Source organism: Achromobacter sp. RTa (assembly GCF_000757485.1).
Taxonomy (GTDB): Bacteria; Pseudomonadota; Gammaproteobacteria; order Burkholderiales; family Burkholderiaceae_B; genus Achromobacter.
In genome coordinates, this window is record NZ_JPYO01000045.1 from 376618 (window position 1) to 393563 (window position 16946).

At 69.2% G+C, this 16946-nt stretch carries 14 protein-coding genes and 1 pseudogene; 4 read left to right on the forward strand and 11 right to left on the reverse strand.

Annotation, left to right across the window (positions count from 1 at the left end; translation table 11 throughout):
• Positions 1 to 42: 42 nt before the first annotated feature.
• From JL37_RS26005 to JL37_RS26035, 7 genes and pseudogenes are all read right to left on the reverse strand, one after another.
• Positions 43 to 1029 (reverse strand): tripartite tricarboxylate transporter substrate binding protein, encoded by a 987-nt coding sequence (locus JL37_RS26005; protein ID WP_043547877.1) that lies wholly within the window; start codon positions 1027 to 1029, stop codon positions 43 to 45.
• A 49-nt stretch (positions 1030 to 1078) separates the two neighbouring features.
• Positions 1079 to 2080, reverse strand: coding sequence for a tripartite tricarboxylate transporter substrate binding protein (locus JL37_RS26010; protein ID WP_043547878.1), 1002 nt, complete (start codon positions 2078 to 2080; stop codon positions 1079 to 1081).
• Between the two features lie 63 nt (positions 2081 to 2143).
• Positions 2144 to 3385, reverse strand: coding sequence for a CaiB/BaiF CoA-transferase family protein (locus tag JL37_RS26015; protein WP_043547879.1), 1242 nt, complete (start codon positions 3383 to 3385; stop codon positions 2144 to 2146).
• Between the two features lie 4 nt (positions 3386 to 3389).
• Positions 3390 to 4526, reverse strand: a complete 1137-nt coding sequence (locus JL37_RS26020) for an acyl-CoA dehydrogenase family protein (RefSeq protein WP_043547880.1) — start codon at positions 4524 to 4526, stop codon at positions 3390 to 3392.
• A 12-nt stretch (positions 4527 to 4538) separates the two neighbouring features.
• On the reverse strand, positions 4539 to 5735 hold the full coding sequence (locus tag JL37_RS26025) for an acyl-CoA dehydrogenase family protein (RefSeq protein ID WP_043547881.1): 1197 nt from the start codon (positions 5733 to 5735) through the stop codon (positions 4539 to 4541).
• 14 nt (positions 5736 to 5749) lie between these two features.
• Complete coding sequence (locus JL37_RS26030) at positions 5750 to 6931, reverse strand: acetyl-CoA C-acyltransferase (protein WP_043547882.1); 1182 nt, start codon at positions 6929 to 6931, stop codon at positions 5750 to 5752.
• A 23-nt stretch (positions 6932 to 6954) separates the two neighbouring features.
• Positions 6955 to 9077 (reverse strand): annotated as a pseudogene (locus JL37_RS26035) (3-hydroxyacyl-CoA dehydrogenase NAD-binding domain-containing protein).
• A 199-nt stretch (positions 9078 to 9276) separates the two neighbouring features.
• Here JL37_RS26035 and JL37_RS26040 point away from each other — a divergent pair.
• The 4 genes from JL37_RS26040 (at position 9277) to sodC (ending at position 13790) form a co-directional block, all read left to right on the forward strand.
• Entirely contained in the window at positions 9277 to 10206 is a 930-nt protein-coding gene (locus JL37_RS26040; protein ID WP_043547883.1) for a LysR family transcriptional regulator, read from the forward strand.
• Between the two features lie 115 nt (positions 10207 to 10321).
• A complete protein-coding gene (locus tag JL37_RS26045) occupies positions 10322 to 11710 on the forward strand; it encodes a GntP family permease (RefSeq protein WP_043547884.1) in 1389 nt (462 codons plus the stop codon).
• Between the two features lie 67 nt (positions 11711 to 11777).
• On the forward strand, positions 11778 to 13106 hold the full coding sequence (locus tag JL37_RS26050; protein WP_043547885.1) for a DUF445 domain-containing protein: 1329 nt from the start codon (positions 11778 to 11780) through the stop codon (positions 13104 to 13106).
• A 159-nt stretch (positions 13107 to 13265) separates the two neighbouring features.
• The gene (gene sodC / locus JL37_RS26055) at positions 13266 to 13790 is read left to right on the forward strand and encodes a superoxide dismutase family protein (RefSeq protein WP_043547887.1); all 525 of its coding nucleotides are present in this window, start codon (positions 13266 to 13268) and stop codon (positions 13788 to 13790) included.
• Between the two features lie 12 nt (positions 13791 to 13802).
• Here sodC and JL37_RS26060 read toward each other — a convergent pair whose 3' ends face one another.
• The 4 genes from JL37_RS26060 to JL37_RS26075 all read right to left on the reverse strand — a co-directional run bounded on the left by JL37_RS26060 (position 13803) and on the right by JL37_RS26075 (position 16894).
• Positions 13803 to 14426, reverse strand: a complete 624-nt coding sequence (locus JL37_RS26060) for a glutathione S-transferase family protein (RefSeq protein WP_043547888.1) — start codon at positions 14424 to 14426, stop codon at positions 13803 to 13805.
• An 85-nt stretch (positions 14427 to 14511) separates the two neighbouring features.
• Entirely contained in the window at positions 14512 to 15747 is a 1236-nt protein-coding gene (locus JL37_RS26065; protein WP_043547889.1) for an MFS transporter, read from the reverse strand.
• Between the two features lie 109 nt (positions 15748 to 15856).
• Complete coding sequence (gene map, locus JL37_RS26070; protein WP_043547891.1) at positions 15857 to 16648, reverse strand: type I methionyl aminopeptidase; 792 nt, start codon at positions 16646 to 16648, stop codon at positions 15857 to 15859.
• Positions 16649 to 16894 (reverse strand): ParD-like family protein, encoded by a 246-nt coding sequence (locus tag JL37_RS26075; protein ID WP_043547892.1) that lies wholly within the window; start codon positions 16892 to 16894, stop codon positions 16649 to 16651.
• Positions 16895 to 16946: the final 52 nt, after the last annotated feature.

Consider the following 16946-nt stretch of genomic DNA (forward strand, 5'->3'; position numbering starts at 1 on the left):
CGCGTATGCTGCGCATGCTTGCTGCCCCCACGCCGCGTCGGCTCAGTTCTTCGCCATCAGTCCCAGGTACTCGATCAGCGCCTTTTCCTTCACGAAGGTGGCCTGGGCCCAGGCTTTGTAGTCCTCGCTGTTGCGGTAGGCGGGTTCCTGGTTGAGCTGCTTCATGACTTCCATGCTGGCGGGGTCGAAGAGGGCGCGCTTGAAGGCGTCGTGCAGCGTCTTGACCACGGCCGGGTCCATGCCCTTGGGGCCGGCCAGTCCATAGGGCGAGGTGGACACGACCTTGTAGCCCAGCTCCTGCGCGGTGGGCACGTCGGGCCAACGGGTGGTGCGCTTTTCGCCGAAGGTCACCAGCAGTCGCATCTTGCCGGCGTCCACGAACTGGTCCCAGCCGGTGGCGTCGCTCTGCGCCATGACGTGGCCGCCCAGCAGCGCCTGCTGCATGTCGGCGTTGCCCTTGAACGGCACGTGGTTCAGCTTGACCTTGGCGTTGATCGCGATTTCCTCGATCAGCAGGTGGGGCGAGGAGCCCACGCCGGTGGAGCCGTAGTCGATCGTGCCCGGAGCCTTGCGCGCGGCTTCGATGTATTCGTCGAAGGTCTTGTACGGGGAGTCCGCGCGCACGGTAAAGCCGAAGGTGTAGCCGGACAGCCCCAGGATGAACGTGAAGTCATTGATGGGGTCCCAGCTGCTTTTCTGCATATAGGGCATGCGCAGCATCGCCAGCGTGTACAGGCTGATGGTGTAGCCGTCGGGCTTGGACGTCTTGGCCATGGTGGCCGGGCCCAGCGTGCCGCCGGCGCCCGGCCGGTTTTCCACGATGACCGGCTGGCCCAGGTACTTGGACGCGTCCTGCGCCACGATGCGCAGGTGGCGGTCGGTCGAGCCGCCGGCCGGGAAGGGCACGATGAGCGTGATGGGCTTGGAAGGGAAGGCGGTCTGCGCGCCGGCCTGCAGGGGCAGCGCGGCGGACAGCGCCGCGGTCAGCGCCAGCGCTAGGCAGACGCGGCGGTTGATGGATCGTTGCATGTTGTCAGTCTCCTCTTGTGGCAGCCGTTGGCCCGGCTGGAAGCGGCCGTTATTCGGCCGTCATTCCCTTGTCGCGCGCGAGTTCGCCCCATTTCCGATAGTCGTCGGAAATGCGCTGGCCCATTGCGGCAGCGGGTTCGAAGTGCGCGATGGTGCCCGCGCTGATCAATTTTTCCTGGATCGCGGGGTCCGCCAGGATGGCTTCGAGCTCGCGGTTCAGCCGGTCGACGACGACGGCGGGCGTGCCCGGCGGCGCCAGCAGGCCGCCCCAGGACACCGCGTCGAAACCCGCGAAGCCCTGTTCGCTGATGGTGGGCACGTCGGGCAGCACGGCGACGCGGCTGGGGGAACCCACCGCCAGCGCGCGCAGCTTGCCCGCCTGGATGTGGGGCAGGGCCGCCACCAGGTCGGCGTACATCATGGGCACCTGTCCGCCTATCGTGTCGGTGATCGCCGGCACGCCGCCCTTGTAGGCGACGTGCTGCATCCGGAAGTCGCCCACGTCCTGGAGCCGTTCCATGCTCATGTGGCCGAAGCTGCCGGCGCCGGAGCTGGCGTAGTTGAGTTCGCCGGGGTGGGCGCGCGCATAGTCGACCAACTGCGCCAGGTTGGCGACATCGGGCAGTTTCCGCGGATTGGTCACCACCACGATGGGCAGGTCGTACACGGTGGCGACGGGCGTGAAGTCCTTCGGAGTTTCGTAGCCGACATTCTTGTAGAAGAACGGCGCGAACAGGGTGGGCGTGGCCAGCATCATCAGCGTGTAGCCGTCGGGCGGCGAACGCTTGAGCAGGTTGGCCGCGATCGACCCCGAGGCTCCGGCGCGGTTCTCGACGATGACCGGCTGCCGCAGGCGCGCTTCGAGCTGCTGGCCGACCAGGCGCGAGGCCACATCGGTGGGGCCGCCGGGCGGGAAGGGCACGATGAGCCTGATCGGCTGGTTGGGGTAGGCCTGCGCGGCGGCGGCGCCCGCAACGAGCAGGTTGGCGGCCAGGGCCAGAACGGCGCGCCGGGTGAACTTGGAGCAAACCGCAAGCGTCAGATCACGCATATGAAAGTTCCATAGGGAGAAGGTGGGCCGGGTGAGCAATTAGTCGATGCGCGCTCAGCGCAATCAATCCGTGGCGGGCAGTGTCAGGACGCCTTGCGCCTGCAATGCCTCGAGTTGTGTATCGGTCATCTGCAGCAGGCCCCGCAGCACGTCGCGCGTGCCTTCGCCCAGGGTGGGCGGGGCATGGCGGACCGGCAGGCGTTCGCCGTCCAGGCGGTAGGGCGGCGCATAGACGTGCGTGCTGCCCGCTACGGGATGCGGCATTTCCTGCACCAGCCCGCTCTGGCGGGTGCGCTGGCTGGTCAGGGCTTCGTGCAGGCCCAGCACCTTGCCGCAAGGGATGCCGCAGTCGGCCAGGCGCTGCAGCAGCAGGTCGCGGGGGAATTCGCGGATCAGCCCGATCATCATGGGCAGCAGTTCCAGGCGGTTCTTCGCGCGCTCGACATTGGTGGCGTAGCGGGGGTCTTCGACGATGTCGGGCCGCATCAGCACCTGGCGGCAGAACTTGTCGAACTGCGCGTTGGTGCCCACCGAGATGATCAGCGGGCCATCGGCGGCCTCGAACATGCCGTAGGGCACGATGGACGGATGGGCATTGCCGTAGCGCCGGGGATCATGGCCCAGCAGCAGGGCGTCGAGGCCGTAATAGCTCGTGACCATGATGCCGCAGTCGTACAGCGCCATTTCGATCAGGCGGCCGCGGCCGGTGCGTTCGCGCCGGAACAGCGCCGCCAGCACCGCCTGCGCGGCATACATGCCGGTCATCATGTCGACGGCCGCGACGCCGAACTTCAGCGGAGGCTGCTGCGGTTCGCCGTTGATCGCCATGAGGCCGGTCTCGCCCTGGATGACCAGATCGTAGCCGGGCCGCGCCGCTTCGGGCCCGGCGCTGTTGTAGCCGCCGATGGCGCAATAGATCAGGTCCGGCTTCAAGTCCTTGAGCTGCGCATAGCCCAGGCCCAGCTTCTCGGCGCCGCCGCTCTTGAAGTTGTGGATCACCACGTCGAACTGCGGCAGCAGTCGGTAGACGATCTCCACGCCTTCCCTGGACTGGAGGTCCAGGGTGATGGACCGCTTGTTGCGGTTCATGCTGTTGTAGTAGGTGGTTTCGGTCTTGCCGATGCGCATGCCCCAGTCGCGCGTGTCGTCGCCGCGCACAGGGTGTTCGACCTTTACGACCTCGGCGCCGAAGTCGGCCAGCACCTGGCCGCACAGCGGGCCGGCGAACACGCGGGAAAGGTCCAGGACGCGCACGCCTTCCAGGGGCAGGTCCAGGCCATCGGGGGGCGGAGTACCGATATCCATGGCATTACTCCTGCGGGGCCAGCGCGATGAATCGGGCCAGGTGATGATCCTCGTCGCCCAGTTGATGATCGATCATGACCAGGCGCTTGGCATAGTGGGCCAGCGGCAGTTCCCAGGTCATGCCGATGCCGCCATGCAGCTGGATGCATTCTTCGGCCACCAGCGTGCCCACGCGTCCGATGGTGTGCTTGGCGGCCGACAGCGCGCGTTCGCGCGTGGCGCGGTCGGCATGGCCGAGCTGCGCGGCGGCGTTGATGACGGCCGAGCGCGCCTGCTCGATTTCGAGGAGCACGTCGGCCATGCGGTGCTGCAAGGCCTGGAAGCGGCCGATCGGCACGCCGAACTGCTTGCGGGTCTGCAGGTATTCGAGGGTGGCGTCGCGGGCGGCGTCCATGGCGCCGACGGCCTCGGCGCACAGCGCCAGCAGGCCTTTGCCGACGCTGCGCTCCAGCACGGCATGGCCCGCGCCGGGGCGGCCCAGCAGGGCCTCGGCGCCGACCCGCACGCCCGACAGCTCCAGGTCGCCGGCGCGGCCGCCGTCGATCAGGGGGTAGCCCTGCACCCGCAGGCCCGGGGTGCCGGCGGGCACCAGGAACAGCGAAATGCCGTCGGGGTCGGCGTCGCCGCCCGCGGTGCGCGCCGACACCACGAACAAGCCCGCATGCTCCGCGTTCGCCACCACGGCCTTGGAGCCGTCCAGCCGCCAGCCGTCGCCGTCGGGCCGCGCGCGCGTTTCCACGTGCGCCAGCTCGTCGCCGGCCTGGGCCTCGGCATGGGCCAGCGAAACGATGGCCGCGCCGGCCTGCAGCTCGGCCAGCACGGCCTTCTGCGCCGGCGTGCCGGCGGCGGCGATGGCGTCGCCCGCGATCAGTGCATCGAGAAAGGGCTCGACGACCAGCGCGCGGCCCAGGGCCTCGAATACGACGGCGATGTCGAAGCCCGACCCGCCCAGCCCGCCGTCCTCTTCGCCGAACAGCGCGGCGACGGCGCCGAGTTCCGCATAGCGTTGCCAGAACTCCGGGCTGTAGCCTTGCGGCGAGCGCGCGATGCGGTCGCGCACCGCGAAGCCGTATTGTTCGGCCCCGAAGCGTTTCAACATGTCCGACAGCATGCGCCGGTCTTCGGTATGGTCGAAATTCATGGGCGTTCTTCCTTACAGTCCCAGGATCATCTTCGAGATGATGTTCTTCTGGATTTCGTTCGAGCCGCCGAAGATCGACAGCTTGCGGTTGTTGAAATACTGTGCGGCGGCGCTGTCGGCGCCATCCGGGCCGATGCGCGGGCCGGCGTAGCCGTCTTCCAGCGCCTCCGCCACGTAAGGCCGCGCATAGATGCCCATGGCGCGCCGGTTCAGCGCCGATATCTCCTGGCGGATCTGGGTGCCGCGGATCTTCAGCATCGAACTCTCGGCGCCGGGCGCGCCGCCGTGGGCGGCCGCCGCCAGCACCCGCAGGTTGGTGACGCGCATGTTGTCGAGCTCGATTTCGACGCGCGCCAGCCTGGCCGCGAACGCCGGGTCCTGGGCCAGCGGCTTGCCGTTCCTGCGCTGGCGCGCCGCCACGGCCTTGAGCTGCTGCAGCGCGGCGGTGGACTGGCCCACGCCGGCGATGTTGGTGCGTTCGTAGGTCAGCAGGTACTTGGCGCAGGACCAGCCGCGGTTCTCTTCGCCCACCAGGTTGTCCGCGGGCACGCGCACGTCGGAGAAGAACACCTCGTTGACCTCGTGGGCGCCGTCCAGGGTGATGATGGGGCGCACTTCGATACCCGGCGTGCGCATGTCGATGAGCAGGAAGCTGATGCCCTCCTGGGGCTTGCCCTCGCTGCGGGTGCGCACCAGGCAGAAGATCATGTTGGCATGCTGTCCCAGCGTGGTCCAGGTCTTCTGGCCGTTGACGATGTAGGCGTCGCCGTCGCGCACCGCGGCGGTCTTGAGCGACGCCAGGTCCGAACCCGCGCCGGGCTCGGAATAGCCCTGGCACCACCAGTCGGACCCGTCCAGGATGCGCGGCAGCCAATAGCGCTTCTGCGCCTCGGTGCCGTACTTGATCAGGACCGGCCCCAGCATGCTCAGCCCGAAGGGCACGATACGCGGCGCATGGGCGAGGGCGCATTCGTTTTCGAAAATGAACTTCTGGACCGCCGTCCAGCCGGTGCCGCCGTATTCGGCGGGCCAGTGGCTCGCGAGCCAGCCGCGCGCGTTCAGGATGGCGTGCCAGGCTTCCATGTCGGCCTTGGCGAGATGCCGGTGCTCGCGCACCTTGCGCGCCAGCGCCTCGGGCAGTTCGGCGGCCAGGAAGGCGCGCACGTCGGCGCGGAACGCCTCTTCTTCGGGAGTGAAATTCAGATCCATGGATGCTCTCGTACTCAATAGATTTCAAACAGTCCGGCCGCGCCCATGCCTCCGCCCACGCACATCGTCACGACGGCGTAGCGGGCGCCGCGGCGGCGGCCCTCGATCAGCACGTGGCCGGCCAGCCGGGCGCCGGTGACGCCGAAGGGATGGCCCAGCGCGATGGCGCCGCCGTCCACGTTCAGGCGGTCCATCGGGATGCCCAGTTTTTCCTGGCAGTACAGGGCCTGCGAGGCAAAGGCTTCGTTCAGTTCCCAGAGGTCGATGTCCTGCACCGAGAGGCCGTGGCGGGCCAGCAGCCTGGGCACGGCGTAGACCGGCCCGATGCCCATCTCGTCGGGCTCGCAGCCCGCGATCGCCAGGCCGCGGAACGCGCCCAGGGGCTGGATGCTGGCGCGCTGCGCCTCCGCGGCCTCCATCAGCACGCAGGCCGCGGCGCCGTCGGACAGCTGGGACGCGTTGCCCGCGGTGACGAACTGGCCGTCGCCGCGCACCGGCGCCAGCGCGGCCAGCGCGTCGTAAGTCGTGCCGGGACGGTTGCAGGTGTCGCGATCCACCGTGACTTCGCGTTCGCTGACCGAGCCGGTCGCGCGGTCGGTGACCGACATGGTGGTGGTGACGGGGATGATCTCTTCGCGGTAGCGCCCGGCGGCCTGCGCGGCCTCGGTACGCGCCTGGCTTTGCGCCGCGAAACGGTCCTGGGCCTCGCGGCTGATGCCGTAGCGGGCCGCGACGATATCGGCGGTTTCGATCATGGGCAGATAGAGTTCGGGCTTGTTCGCCACGATCCAGGGATCCATGCCGCTGACGCCGTCGTCGCGGGTGCGGATCTGCGATACGCATTCCACGCCGCCCGCGATCATGGCGGGCGCGCCATCCATCACGATGCGGCTGGCGGCGGTGGCGATGGCCTGCAATCCCGACGCGCAGTAGCGGTTGACGGTCGCGCCGCCCACGCTCAGCGGCAGGCCGGCGCGGACCACGGCCTGGCGGCCGATATTGCGGCCGGTGGCGCCCTCGGGGTAGCCGCAGCCGAGGATGGCGTCCTCGATCAGCGCCGGGTCCACGCCGGCGCGTTCGACCGCGGCGCGCACGGCGTGGGCGGCCAGCGTCGGGCCCGGGATCAGGTTGAATTCGCCGCGCCCCGCCTTGGTGATGGGGGTGCGGGCGGTGGAGACGATGACGGCTTCGCGCATGAGTGGCCTATGGAAGTTGGGTATCAGGCAGCCCGGTTCAGGCTGGCGAAATCGCGGCCGGAGCCGGCCAGTTCGACGAGCAGGGGGGAGGGCGTCCAGAACGCCGGGTCTTCCTTCGCGTACTCGCGCAGGTCGGCCAGGATGGCGGGCAGGCCCACGCTGTCCGCGTGGTGCAGCGGCCCGCCCCGGTGGCGCGGAAAGCCGTAGCCCGCGACCGCCACCACGTCGATGTCGGACGGGCGCAGGGCGATGCCTTCGCGCAGCACGTTGGCCGCTTCGTTGATCATGGCGGCCAGGTAGCGGCGCTGGATGTCTTCCTGCGTGAACGGGCGTGGACGGATTGCGGCCCGCGCGCGCTCGGCGTCGATGATGGCGAGCACCTCGGGATCCGGCTGGCCCTGGCGCGCGCCGTCGGGATAGAGGTAGTAGCCGCGGCCCGTCTTCTGGCCGAACCAGCCGCGCTCGCACAGGCGGTCGGCGATCTGCACGTAGCGCAGCGCGGGATTGCGGGTGGGGGCGCGGCGCTTGCGCGTCGCCCAGCCGATATCCCCGCCCGCAAGATCCATCATCTGGTAAGGGCCCATCGGATAGCCGAAGGCGCGCACCGCGGCGTCGATGTCGTAGGGCGAGGCGCCGTCCTCCATCATCATGTCGGCGGCCTGCCGGTAGGCCGCGAGGATGCGGTTGCCGATGAAGCCGTCGCACACCCCGGCGCGCACCGGGATCTTGCGCAGCCTGCGCGCGAAGTCGAAGCCGGTGGCGACGGTGTCCGGCGCGGTCTGCCTGCCCACCACCACTTCCAGCAGCTTCATGATGTTGGCGGGCGAGAAAAAGTGCAGGCCCAGCACGTCGGCGGGGCCGCGCGTCGCGGCCGCGATCCGGTCCACGTCCAGGTACGAGGTGTTCGTGGCCAGCACCGCGCCGGGCTTGGCCACGCGGTCCAGCTGCGCGAACACGGCGAGCTTGGCGTCCATGTCCTCGAATACGGCCTCGACGATCAGGTCGGCATCGGCCAGCGCGTCGTAGGCCGTCGCGCCGGTGAAGCGGGCCAGGCGCGCGGCGCGCTCGTCGGCGCTCATCCGGCCCTTGGCGACCAGCAGGTCATACACCTTGGCGACGCGCGCGCGGCCCCGTTCCAGGGCGGCGTCGTCCTGTTCGACCATCACCACCGGCAGGCCGGCGTCCAGCACCGACACGGCGATGCCGGCGCCCATGGTGCCGCCGCCCACGATGCCCACCCGTTCCACGCCGCGCGGCCGGGCCTGTTTCAGTTCGGGCGCCTTGGCGGTTTCGCGTTCCGCGAAGAAGGCGTGCACCAGGCCGGCCCGCTGCGGGCTGTCCAGGCATTGGAGGAACAGGGCGCGTTCGGCGCGCAGGCCTTCGTCGAAGGGAAGTTCGATGGCGGCGCGCACGGCTTCGACGATACGGGCGGGCGAGTACAGGCCGCGCGCGGTCTTGGCGACGCGTTCGGCGGCGGCGTCGGCCTCGGCCAGCGCGGCCGGCTTGTCCGCCAAAGCGGCGGCCGCGTCGCGCGTACGGCGCGGGCCGGCGCGCATGGCGAGCAGCTGCCGGGCGTATGCCAGGCCGGCGTCCAGCGCATCGTTCTCGCTGGCCAGCGCATCTACTAGGCCGGCTTCCAGCGCTTCCTGGGCGGACAGGTGCCTGCCCGACAGCATCAGGTCCAGCGCGGCCCGCGCTCCCATGAGGCGCGGGGCGCGCTGCGTGCCGCCCGCGCCCGGCAACAGGCCCAGCGTCACTTCGGGCAGCCCCAGTCTGGCCCCGGCCAGCGCGACGCGGTAGTGGGCGGCCATCGCCACTTCCAGCCCGCCGCCCAGCGCGACGCCGTGCAGCACCGCCACCACTGGCTTGGCGCTGGCCTCTATCTGGTTGCAGACGTCCGGAAGGCCGGGAGGCGGGGGGGCTTGCCGAATTCGCGTATGTCCGCGCCGGCGATGAAATTCCGGCCGGCCCCCGCCAGCACGATGGCTCGCACTTGCGGGTCCGCCTGGGCGTCCTGGATGGCGGCGGCCAGGCCGGCGCGCACGGAGGCGCTCAGGGCGTTGACAGGAGGATGGTCGATCGTGATGACGAGAATGTCTTCATAGCGGCGCGCGTGCGCGGCGCCGGTGCCTGCGCTGTCGGTCATGAACCGTGTCTCCTTCGGGGGCCGCCCCTGGCGCGCGCGGAACCGGCGGCAAGGGGTGGCCTGGCGGGCCAGGGCGGCCCGTCTTTTTTGTGGCTTTATTCTTCCGCAGTAAATATGTCTTGACAATGACATCTATAATTGACACTACGTATAAGAAATTTTGACAGTGCCTAGAGACACGCTCACCGGGAGACGCCGCATGGACACCAAATCCCTGACCCTGCTGGTGGAGATACTGGACGCCGGCAACCTGAGCGAGGCCGCGCGCCGGCTGAAGATGACGCGCGCCAACGTCAGCTATCACCTGAGCCAGCTCGAGCGTTCGGTGGGCATGCAGCTGGTGCGGCGCACGACGCGGCGCGTCGAGCCCACCGAAATCGGATTGAAGCTCTATCGCCATGGACGCAGCATCCAGGACGAGCTTGCAGCCGCCCGCGAATCGATCGAAACGCTGGGCAAGACGCCCCAGGGCAAGGTCCGCTTGAGCGTGCCCAGCGGCTACGGCCAGTTCGTGATGGCGCCGTGGCTGCTGGAATTCAAGCGGGCCTATCCGGACATCGTGCTGGACGTGCTTTTCGAGAACAGCGTCGACGACCTGTTGCGCGACGAGGTCGACATCGCGGTCCGCATCATGTCCGAGCCGCCGCAGAACCTGGTGGCGCGCGAGCTGGGCCAGGTGCGCTACGTGGCATGCGCATCGCAGGCCTATGCCGCCGCCCGGGGACTGCCGCAGCGCCCCGAAGACCTGGCGGGCAGCCCCATCATCAGCGCCGCCGTCATCGGCCGGCCGCTGCGCCTGTCAGCCTATTACGGGGGGCAGCCGCGGCAGCACGTGGTGCTGGAGCCCACCGTGATCTCGCGCAACTACGCCTTCCTGCGCGATGCCATCCGCGCCGGGCTGGGCGTGGGCATCGTGCCTGACTACGTGGTCCACGAGGACCTGGCCCGAGGCGAGCTGGTGGCCGCCCTGACGCCGTGGCGGCTCAGCATCTTCGGGCGCGGCATGTACATGCTCTACATGCCGAACCGGCATCACCCCCGCGCGATCGCGATGATCATCGAGTTCATCCTCGAACGCGCGCAGGCGCGCCACGAGGGCAGGCCGGGGCTGATGGCGGCCGCCGGATAAGGCGCGGCGCGGGTTTCCTGACTGGGCGTTCAGCTTCGCGGGAATAAAATCCGTTTTCATCATGGCGGCCAGCCGCAGGCTGGCGACGCCCCGCCCGCTTTTTCCAGGCCCGACTATGTCTTCGTTCGACATCCAACTGCTGCTCACCGCCCTGGCGAGCGTTCTCGTGCTGGTGGCGCTCATCGTCTCGCGCATCCGCATGCATCCATTGCTGGCGCTGCTGATCGTGTCCATCGGCGTCGGTTTCGCCACCGGCATGGAACCGTCGGCCATCGTCAAGAACCTGACCAACGGCGCCGGCAAGACCTTGGGCGCGGTGGGCGTGGTGATCGCGCTCGGCGCCATGCTGGGCAAGATCCTGGCCGATTCCGGCACCACGGAGCGCCTGGCCAATGCCATCCTGCGCCATACCTCGGCCCGCCTGATTCCGTGGGCCATGACGCTGGTGGCGTTCGTCATCGGCATCCCCATGTTTTTCGAGGTGGGCCTGGTGGTGATGCTGCCGCTGATCTTCAGCGTGGCGCGCAAGCTGGAAAGCCAGGAGCGCTTCAAGGGCTCGGCCTATGTGTACGTGGGCGTGCCGGTGATTTCGGCGCTGGCGGCCATGCACGGCATGGTGCCGCCGCATCCCGGCCCGCTGACGGCCATCGCCACGCTCAAGACCACCGTGGGCCCGACCATGATCTACGGCTTCGTCGCCGCGCTGCCGGCCATGATCTTCGGCGGCCCGCTGTACGGCGCGTTCATCGCGCCGCGCATGACCACCCGCCCGGACGAGGCCTTGCTCGAACAGTTCACCGCGACCCGGCAGCAGGCCGAAGGGCGCGGCGCGCCCAGCGTGGGCCTGGGCGTCCTGGCGGCGCTGCTGCCGGCGCTGCTGATGCTGGTGCATGCGCTGGCCGAGATGCTGCTGCCCAAGGATTCCCCGGCGATGCACGCCGCCGCCTTCCTGGGCGACCCGCTGGTGGCCATGCTGCTGGGCGTGCTGTTCGCGGCCGTCACCCTCGTGTACTTGCGCGGCGGCGATGCCGAGAAGCTGCGCGACGCGCTGGGCAAAAGCCTCAAGCCGATTGCCGGCATCATGCTCATCATCGCCGGCGGCGGCGCGTTCCAGCAGGTGCTCACGAGCGCCAAGGTGGGCGACGCCATCGTGCACCTGACCCACCAGTTCGCCTTGCCGCCTCTGGTGCTGGGCTGGCTGATCGCCATGCTGCTGTCGGTCTCCACCGGTTCGGCCACCGTCGGCATCGTGGGCGCCGCGGGCCTGCTGGCGCCGTTGGCGGGCGCCGATCCCAGCCTGAACCTGCCGCTGCTGGCGCTGTCCATCGGCTGCGGCTCGCTGTTCTTCAACTACGCCAACCACGCGGGCTTCTGGATGGTGAAGGAATCCTTCGGCATGACCATGGGCGAAGCCACCAAGACGATTTCGGTGGTGCAGTCCATCGTTTCCGTGGTGGGCCTGGCGATGGTCCTGCTGTTCGACCTGCTGCCTCCCCTGGGTTGATGCCGGGGCCGCCGGCCGCCATGGCGGCCGGTATTGTTATGCTGGGTCCATCCGAGCCGGAGACCCCATGACAGACACGCCCCGTCCCGCCGCCGCGCACGCGACCCGTTCCGCCCTGGCGTCCGACGCGCGCCGCGCGCAGCTGCGGCGCATGAAGATCGCCGCGCTGGCCTTGCTGGCGGCCATGATCAGCGGCTTCATCACCAGCCATGCCATGGGCGGGCAGGGCGCCTGGGCATGGGTGCGGGCGTTCTGCGAGGCGGCCACGGTGGGCGCGCTGGCTGACTGGTTCGCCGTGGTCGCACTGTTCCGCCGCCCGATGGGGCTGCCCATCCCCCATACCGCCATCATCCCCAGCAACAAGGACCGCATCGGCGACAACCTGGCGGTATTCGTACGCGACCATTTCCTGGACCCGGACGCCCTGATGGAAAAGCTGCGCGTGTTCGATCCGGCAGCGCGCCTGAGCCGCTGGCTGGCGCGTCCCCGCCAGGCGCGCGCCTTGAGCGACGGCGCCCGCAACGTGGCTCTGCAGACGCTGGACCTGCTGGACGATCGGGCGGTGCGCGGCGTGATCCAGGAGTTCGTGGTCAAGAACCTGCGCCGCTGGGACGCCGCCGATACGGCGGGGGAAGTGCTGGGCCTGCTGACCCGCGACGGACGGCACCAGGAACTGCTGGACGCGGCGCTGGAAAGGCTGGGCGGCTATCTGGGCGAGGAAGACGTGAAGGCGCGCGCCTCGGGCCTGCTGGTGAAGTTCGCCAAGAAGGAGTGGCCGCGCATCATCGCCGCCGTGGACGTGGTGAAGTCGGTGGACGGCATCGCCGATAACCTGGCGGACCGGCTGGCTCGGGCCCTGGTGGAGGAGCTGCGCGACGTGCTGTCCGAGCCGGACCACCCCGTGCGGCGCGACTACGAGGCCTGGGTGCTGAACTACATCCGGCGCCTGCGGGACGATCCTGCCCTGGCGGAGCAGGTCGAGGCGCTGAAGCAGCGCGCCATCGACCATCCCAAGGTCCAGGAATACGTGCAGGGGCTGTGGGACGACATCCATGCCGCGCTGCGGCGCGATCTGTCCAACGAGGATTCGGCGCTGGCGCGCCATCTGGAAAGCGCTTTGCTGGCGCTGGGCCGCAAGCTGGGCGAGGATCCCGGCCTGCGCGAGGCGATCAACAACCACGTGCTGGGCGGCGCGCGGCGGCTGACGGGCAGGCTGCGCAGCGGCGTCACCGAACATATTTCGCGCACCGTCAAGAACTGGGACGAGCGCCATCTGGTCGATGAACTGGAGCTCAGCGTGGGCCGCGACCTGCAATACATCCGCTTCAACGGCACCCTGGTGGGCGGCCTGATCGGGGTGGCGCTGCATGCGGCGGTGGTGATGGCGCGGGGGTGAGGCCGGGCTACCCATCGCCACGGTTTGTATCAGGAACGAAGATTGCTGGCGGACGGCGCGAGGCGAATGCTATTGTTTTTGACGGCATGGGCGGCGGCTGGGCCGTCCTTGTCCTACCGGCCGCCCGCGGCTTGCGGGCACGAATCCTGGAGGCACTCCATGAAGAAAATATCGTTGCTGGTCACGGCGCTTGCGCTGGCAGGCGCATCCGGCGCCGCATCGGCGGAAAATGTCTCGATGTCGTTCCTGTCCGCGGATGGCGTGGGCAAGAGCGCCGGCACTATCTCCGTCAAGGACACCAAGGGCGGGCTGCAATTCACGCCGAACCTGAAGGGCCTGCCTCCCGGCGAGCACGGTTTCCACGTGCACGAGAAGGGTTCTTGCGGCCCCGGCATGGTGAACGACCAGATGGCGCCCGGCGGCGCGGCGGGCGGGCACCTGGATCCCAAGGGCACCAAGGCCCACAAGGGCCCGATGGCGACCGACGGCCATCAGGGCGACTTGCCCTTCATCGTGGTGGCTGCCGACGGCAGCGCCAAGAAAGCCGTCGTGGCGCCGCACCTGAAGCTGGCAGACGTAAAAGGGCGCGCGCTGATGGTGCACGTAGGCGGCGACAACTACAGCGATACGCCGAAGCCCCTGGGCGGCGGAGGCGGACGCCTGGTCTGCGGCGTGGTGAAGTAGCCGCGGCTTGCGTCAGACGGTGCCGTTGCGGCCGTGCCGTCGGTAGCCCTCGCGTTCGGCCAGGCGGTCGTAGTAGGCCGCGACGGCCGGCAGCGCGGGCTTATCGAAGGGCGTGAGGTACCACCGGTTCACCGACAGCCCGACGGGGATGTCCGCAAGCGAGAACGCCTCTCCCGCCACATAGGCGCCGGTCTGCGCCAGGCGCTGGTCCAGTATGCCCATGCAGTGGGCCCACGCCTGGCAGGACGCTTCGATGGCGGCCGCGTCCTGGTGCGCGGGCGACTGCCGCGCCAGCGCCATGAAGGCGTAGGACCATGAACGGTTCAGATCGGTCGCCTGCCAGTCCATCCATTGGTCCACGCGCGCCCGCAGCCTGGGTTCGGCTGGATACAAACGCTGCCCGCCATGCTGCGAGGCTAGGTAGCGGATGATGGTGTTGGACTCCCACAGCACGAAATCGCCGTCCTGGATGACGGGCACCATGGCGTTGGGATTCAAGGCCAGGAAGGCGGGATCGGAAGTGGGCCGGAAGCCCGATCCCCAGTCTTCCCGGTCGAACGGCAGGTTCAGTTCGGCGCAGGTCCACAACACCTTGCGCACATTGATGGATGAGGCCTTGCCCAGTATTTTCAGCATGTTGCGCGCGCCGGGCGCTCCGATGGGATGACTGGCGCAGTCTAGCCGCGCCGCGCCGGCGCCGCCAGATACAGATTCCCGCCGCTCAGCCCGCAACAGATCCGGCGGCCACGGCTTCGGGCTGGCTGCGCAGCCGCAGCACGGGCGAGGTGAACAGCACCGCGAACTGCACGGCGAAGCCGGCGGCGGACACCCACAGGCAGGCCTCCACCCCGGCGCGCGCTGCCAGGGCGGCGCCGATCAGCGCGCCGATGGGGCGGGCGCCGAAGGTGGCGGTGAGGATCACCGCGGAAACCCTGCCCAGCAAGGCATTGGGCGTTACCGCCTGGCGCAGCGTGGTGGTCGTGATCGTCCACAGGATCGGCCCGGCGCCGAAAAGGAAGAACCCGGCCGCAGCCCAGGCGCCCGAAGGATGCGCGAGGGTGGACAGCAGGATGAGGCTGGCCGCCAGCGCGGCCAGGGGGCCCGCTCCGATCATCGCGCCGAAGGACAGCCGCCGGGCCAGCCAGGGCGCAAGCAGGGCGCCCGCCACCATGCCCGCGCCGTACACGCCCAGTGTGGCGCCGACCCCGGCGGCGGACAGTCCCAGCCTTTCGATGGCATAGGCCACGTAGATGGCTTGCAGCACGAACCAGGCGGTATTGAAGAACACGGCGGTAACCAGCACGGGGCGCAGCAGGGGATGTGAAAGGACGAAGGCCGCGCCTTCGCGCAGCTCGCCCAGCATGTGCCGCCGAGGCCTGGGGCCGGGCACGTCCCGAGGCAGTCCCGCAAGCAGCAGCGCCGCCAGCAGCGATAGCGCGGTAGCCAGCACGTACGCCGCGGGCGCTCCCGTCCAGCCGACCAGCGCGCCGCCTGCCGCGGGGCCGGCGGAGAATGCCGCGCTGCGCGCCAGCTCCAGCCAGCGGTTGGCGCTGGCCAGTTCGCCGGGCGCCACCAACCGGGGCACGAGGGCGGGCGCCGCTACGTTGTACGCAACCGTGCCCACCGCGCCCAGGAAACCCAGCGCGGCGAGCCAGCCCAGGCCCAGCCCGCCGGTCCACAGCAGCGCGAGCAGGCCCAGCAGGCTGGCCGCGCGCACGGACTCGGCTGCGGTCATCAGCGTCCGGCGCGACACCCGGTCGGCCAGCACGCCCGCGGGCAGCGATAGCAGCAGGAACGGCAGGGTCTGGGCGGTCTGGAGATAGCCCGTCTGCGCCGCGCTGGCGCCCAGGGCAAGCACCGCCACCAGGGGCGCGGCGGCCAGCGCCATCTGTTCGGAGAACTGGGCGGCGAGGTTGGACGCGGCCAGGCGGCGGAACGCGGAGGGCAGGGCGGGCATGGAGGCGGGGGGGCGCGGCGGCCGCGCCACGGAAACGGCAAGGGCACGATCATGATCGTGCCCTTGCTTGCCCGCACTCCGTTCCTTGCCGTGGGCAAGGAAGCGCCCGTCAGGGTATGGGGGGATAGCTGCCGAAGCCGTCCGGCCAGGATGTCAGCACCTCGTAGCCGGCGTCGGTCACGACTACCATGTGCTCCCATTGGGCCGACAGCGAGCGGTCCTTGGTGACCACCGTCCAGCCGTCGGGCAGCTGCTTGGTCTGGGGCTTGCCCGCGTTGATCATGGGTTCGATCGTGAACATCATGCCCGGTTGCAGAACCAGGCCTTCGCCCGGACGGCCGTAGTGCAGTACCTGCGGTTCATCGTGGTAGATCTGGCCGATGCCGTGGCCGCAGTATTCGCGCACGATGCTGAAGTGCTCGCGGTGCGCCACGGTCTGGATCGCATGCCCCACGTCGCCCAGCGTCGCGCCCGGCTTCACGGCCATGATGCCGGCGCGCATGGCTTCGAAGGTTGTCTCGACCAGGCGGCGCGCCAGCGGGCTGGGCTGGCCCACGTAGTACATGCGGCTGGTGTCGCCGAACCAGCCGTCCTTGATGACGGCCACGTCGATGTTGAGGATGTCGCCGTTCTTCAGCACCTTGGCCGACGGGATGCCGTGGCAGATGACGTGGTTGGCCGACGCGCAGATCGTCTTCGGAAAGCCGTGGTAGCCCACGTTGGCCGGTATCGCCTTCTGCACGTTCACGATGTAGTCGTGGCAGATGCGGTCCAGCTCGTCGGTGGTGACGCCGGGGCGGACGTGCTCGGCGATCATGTGCAGCACTTCGGCCGCCATGGCGCCGGCCTTGCGGGCCATTTCGATGTCGGCGGCGGACTTGATGGAGACTTTGCGCGCCATTTACGCGGCCTCCTGCTGGGCGGCCTGGGGCAGGCCCTGGGACAGGGAGGCGATGGCGAAACCCTCGGCCTGCTCGATGCGGATCAGCATCTGGCAGATGTCCGCGTGGCGCAATTCGGGATAGAGCTCGGACAGCATGCCGATGCGCATCCAGTGTTCGGCCTGGGAGTTGATGGAGCGGCTGAGCGCGCCGCTGGCGACGCGGAGGTTCTCATGCATCTGCTCGGAGATCTTGACGATGCCCATAAGTAATCCATATATGATCCGTATATGGAACGTATCTTACTGCCGAGCGGGG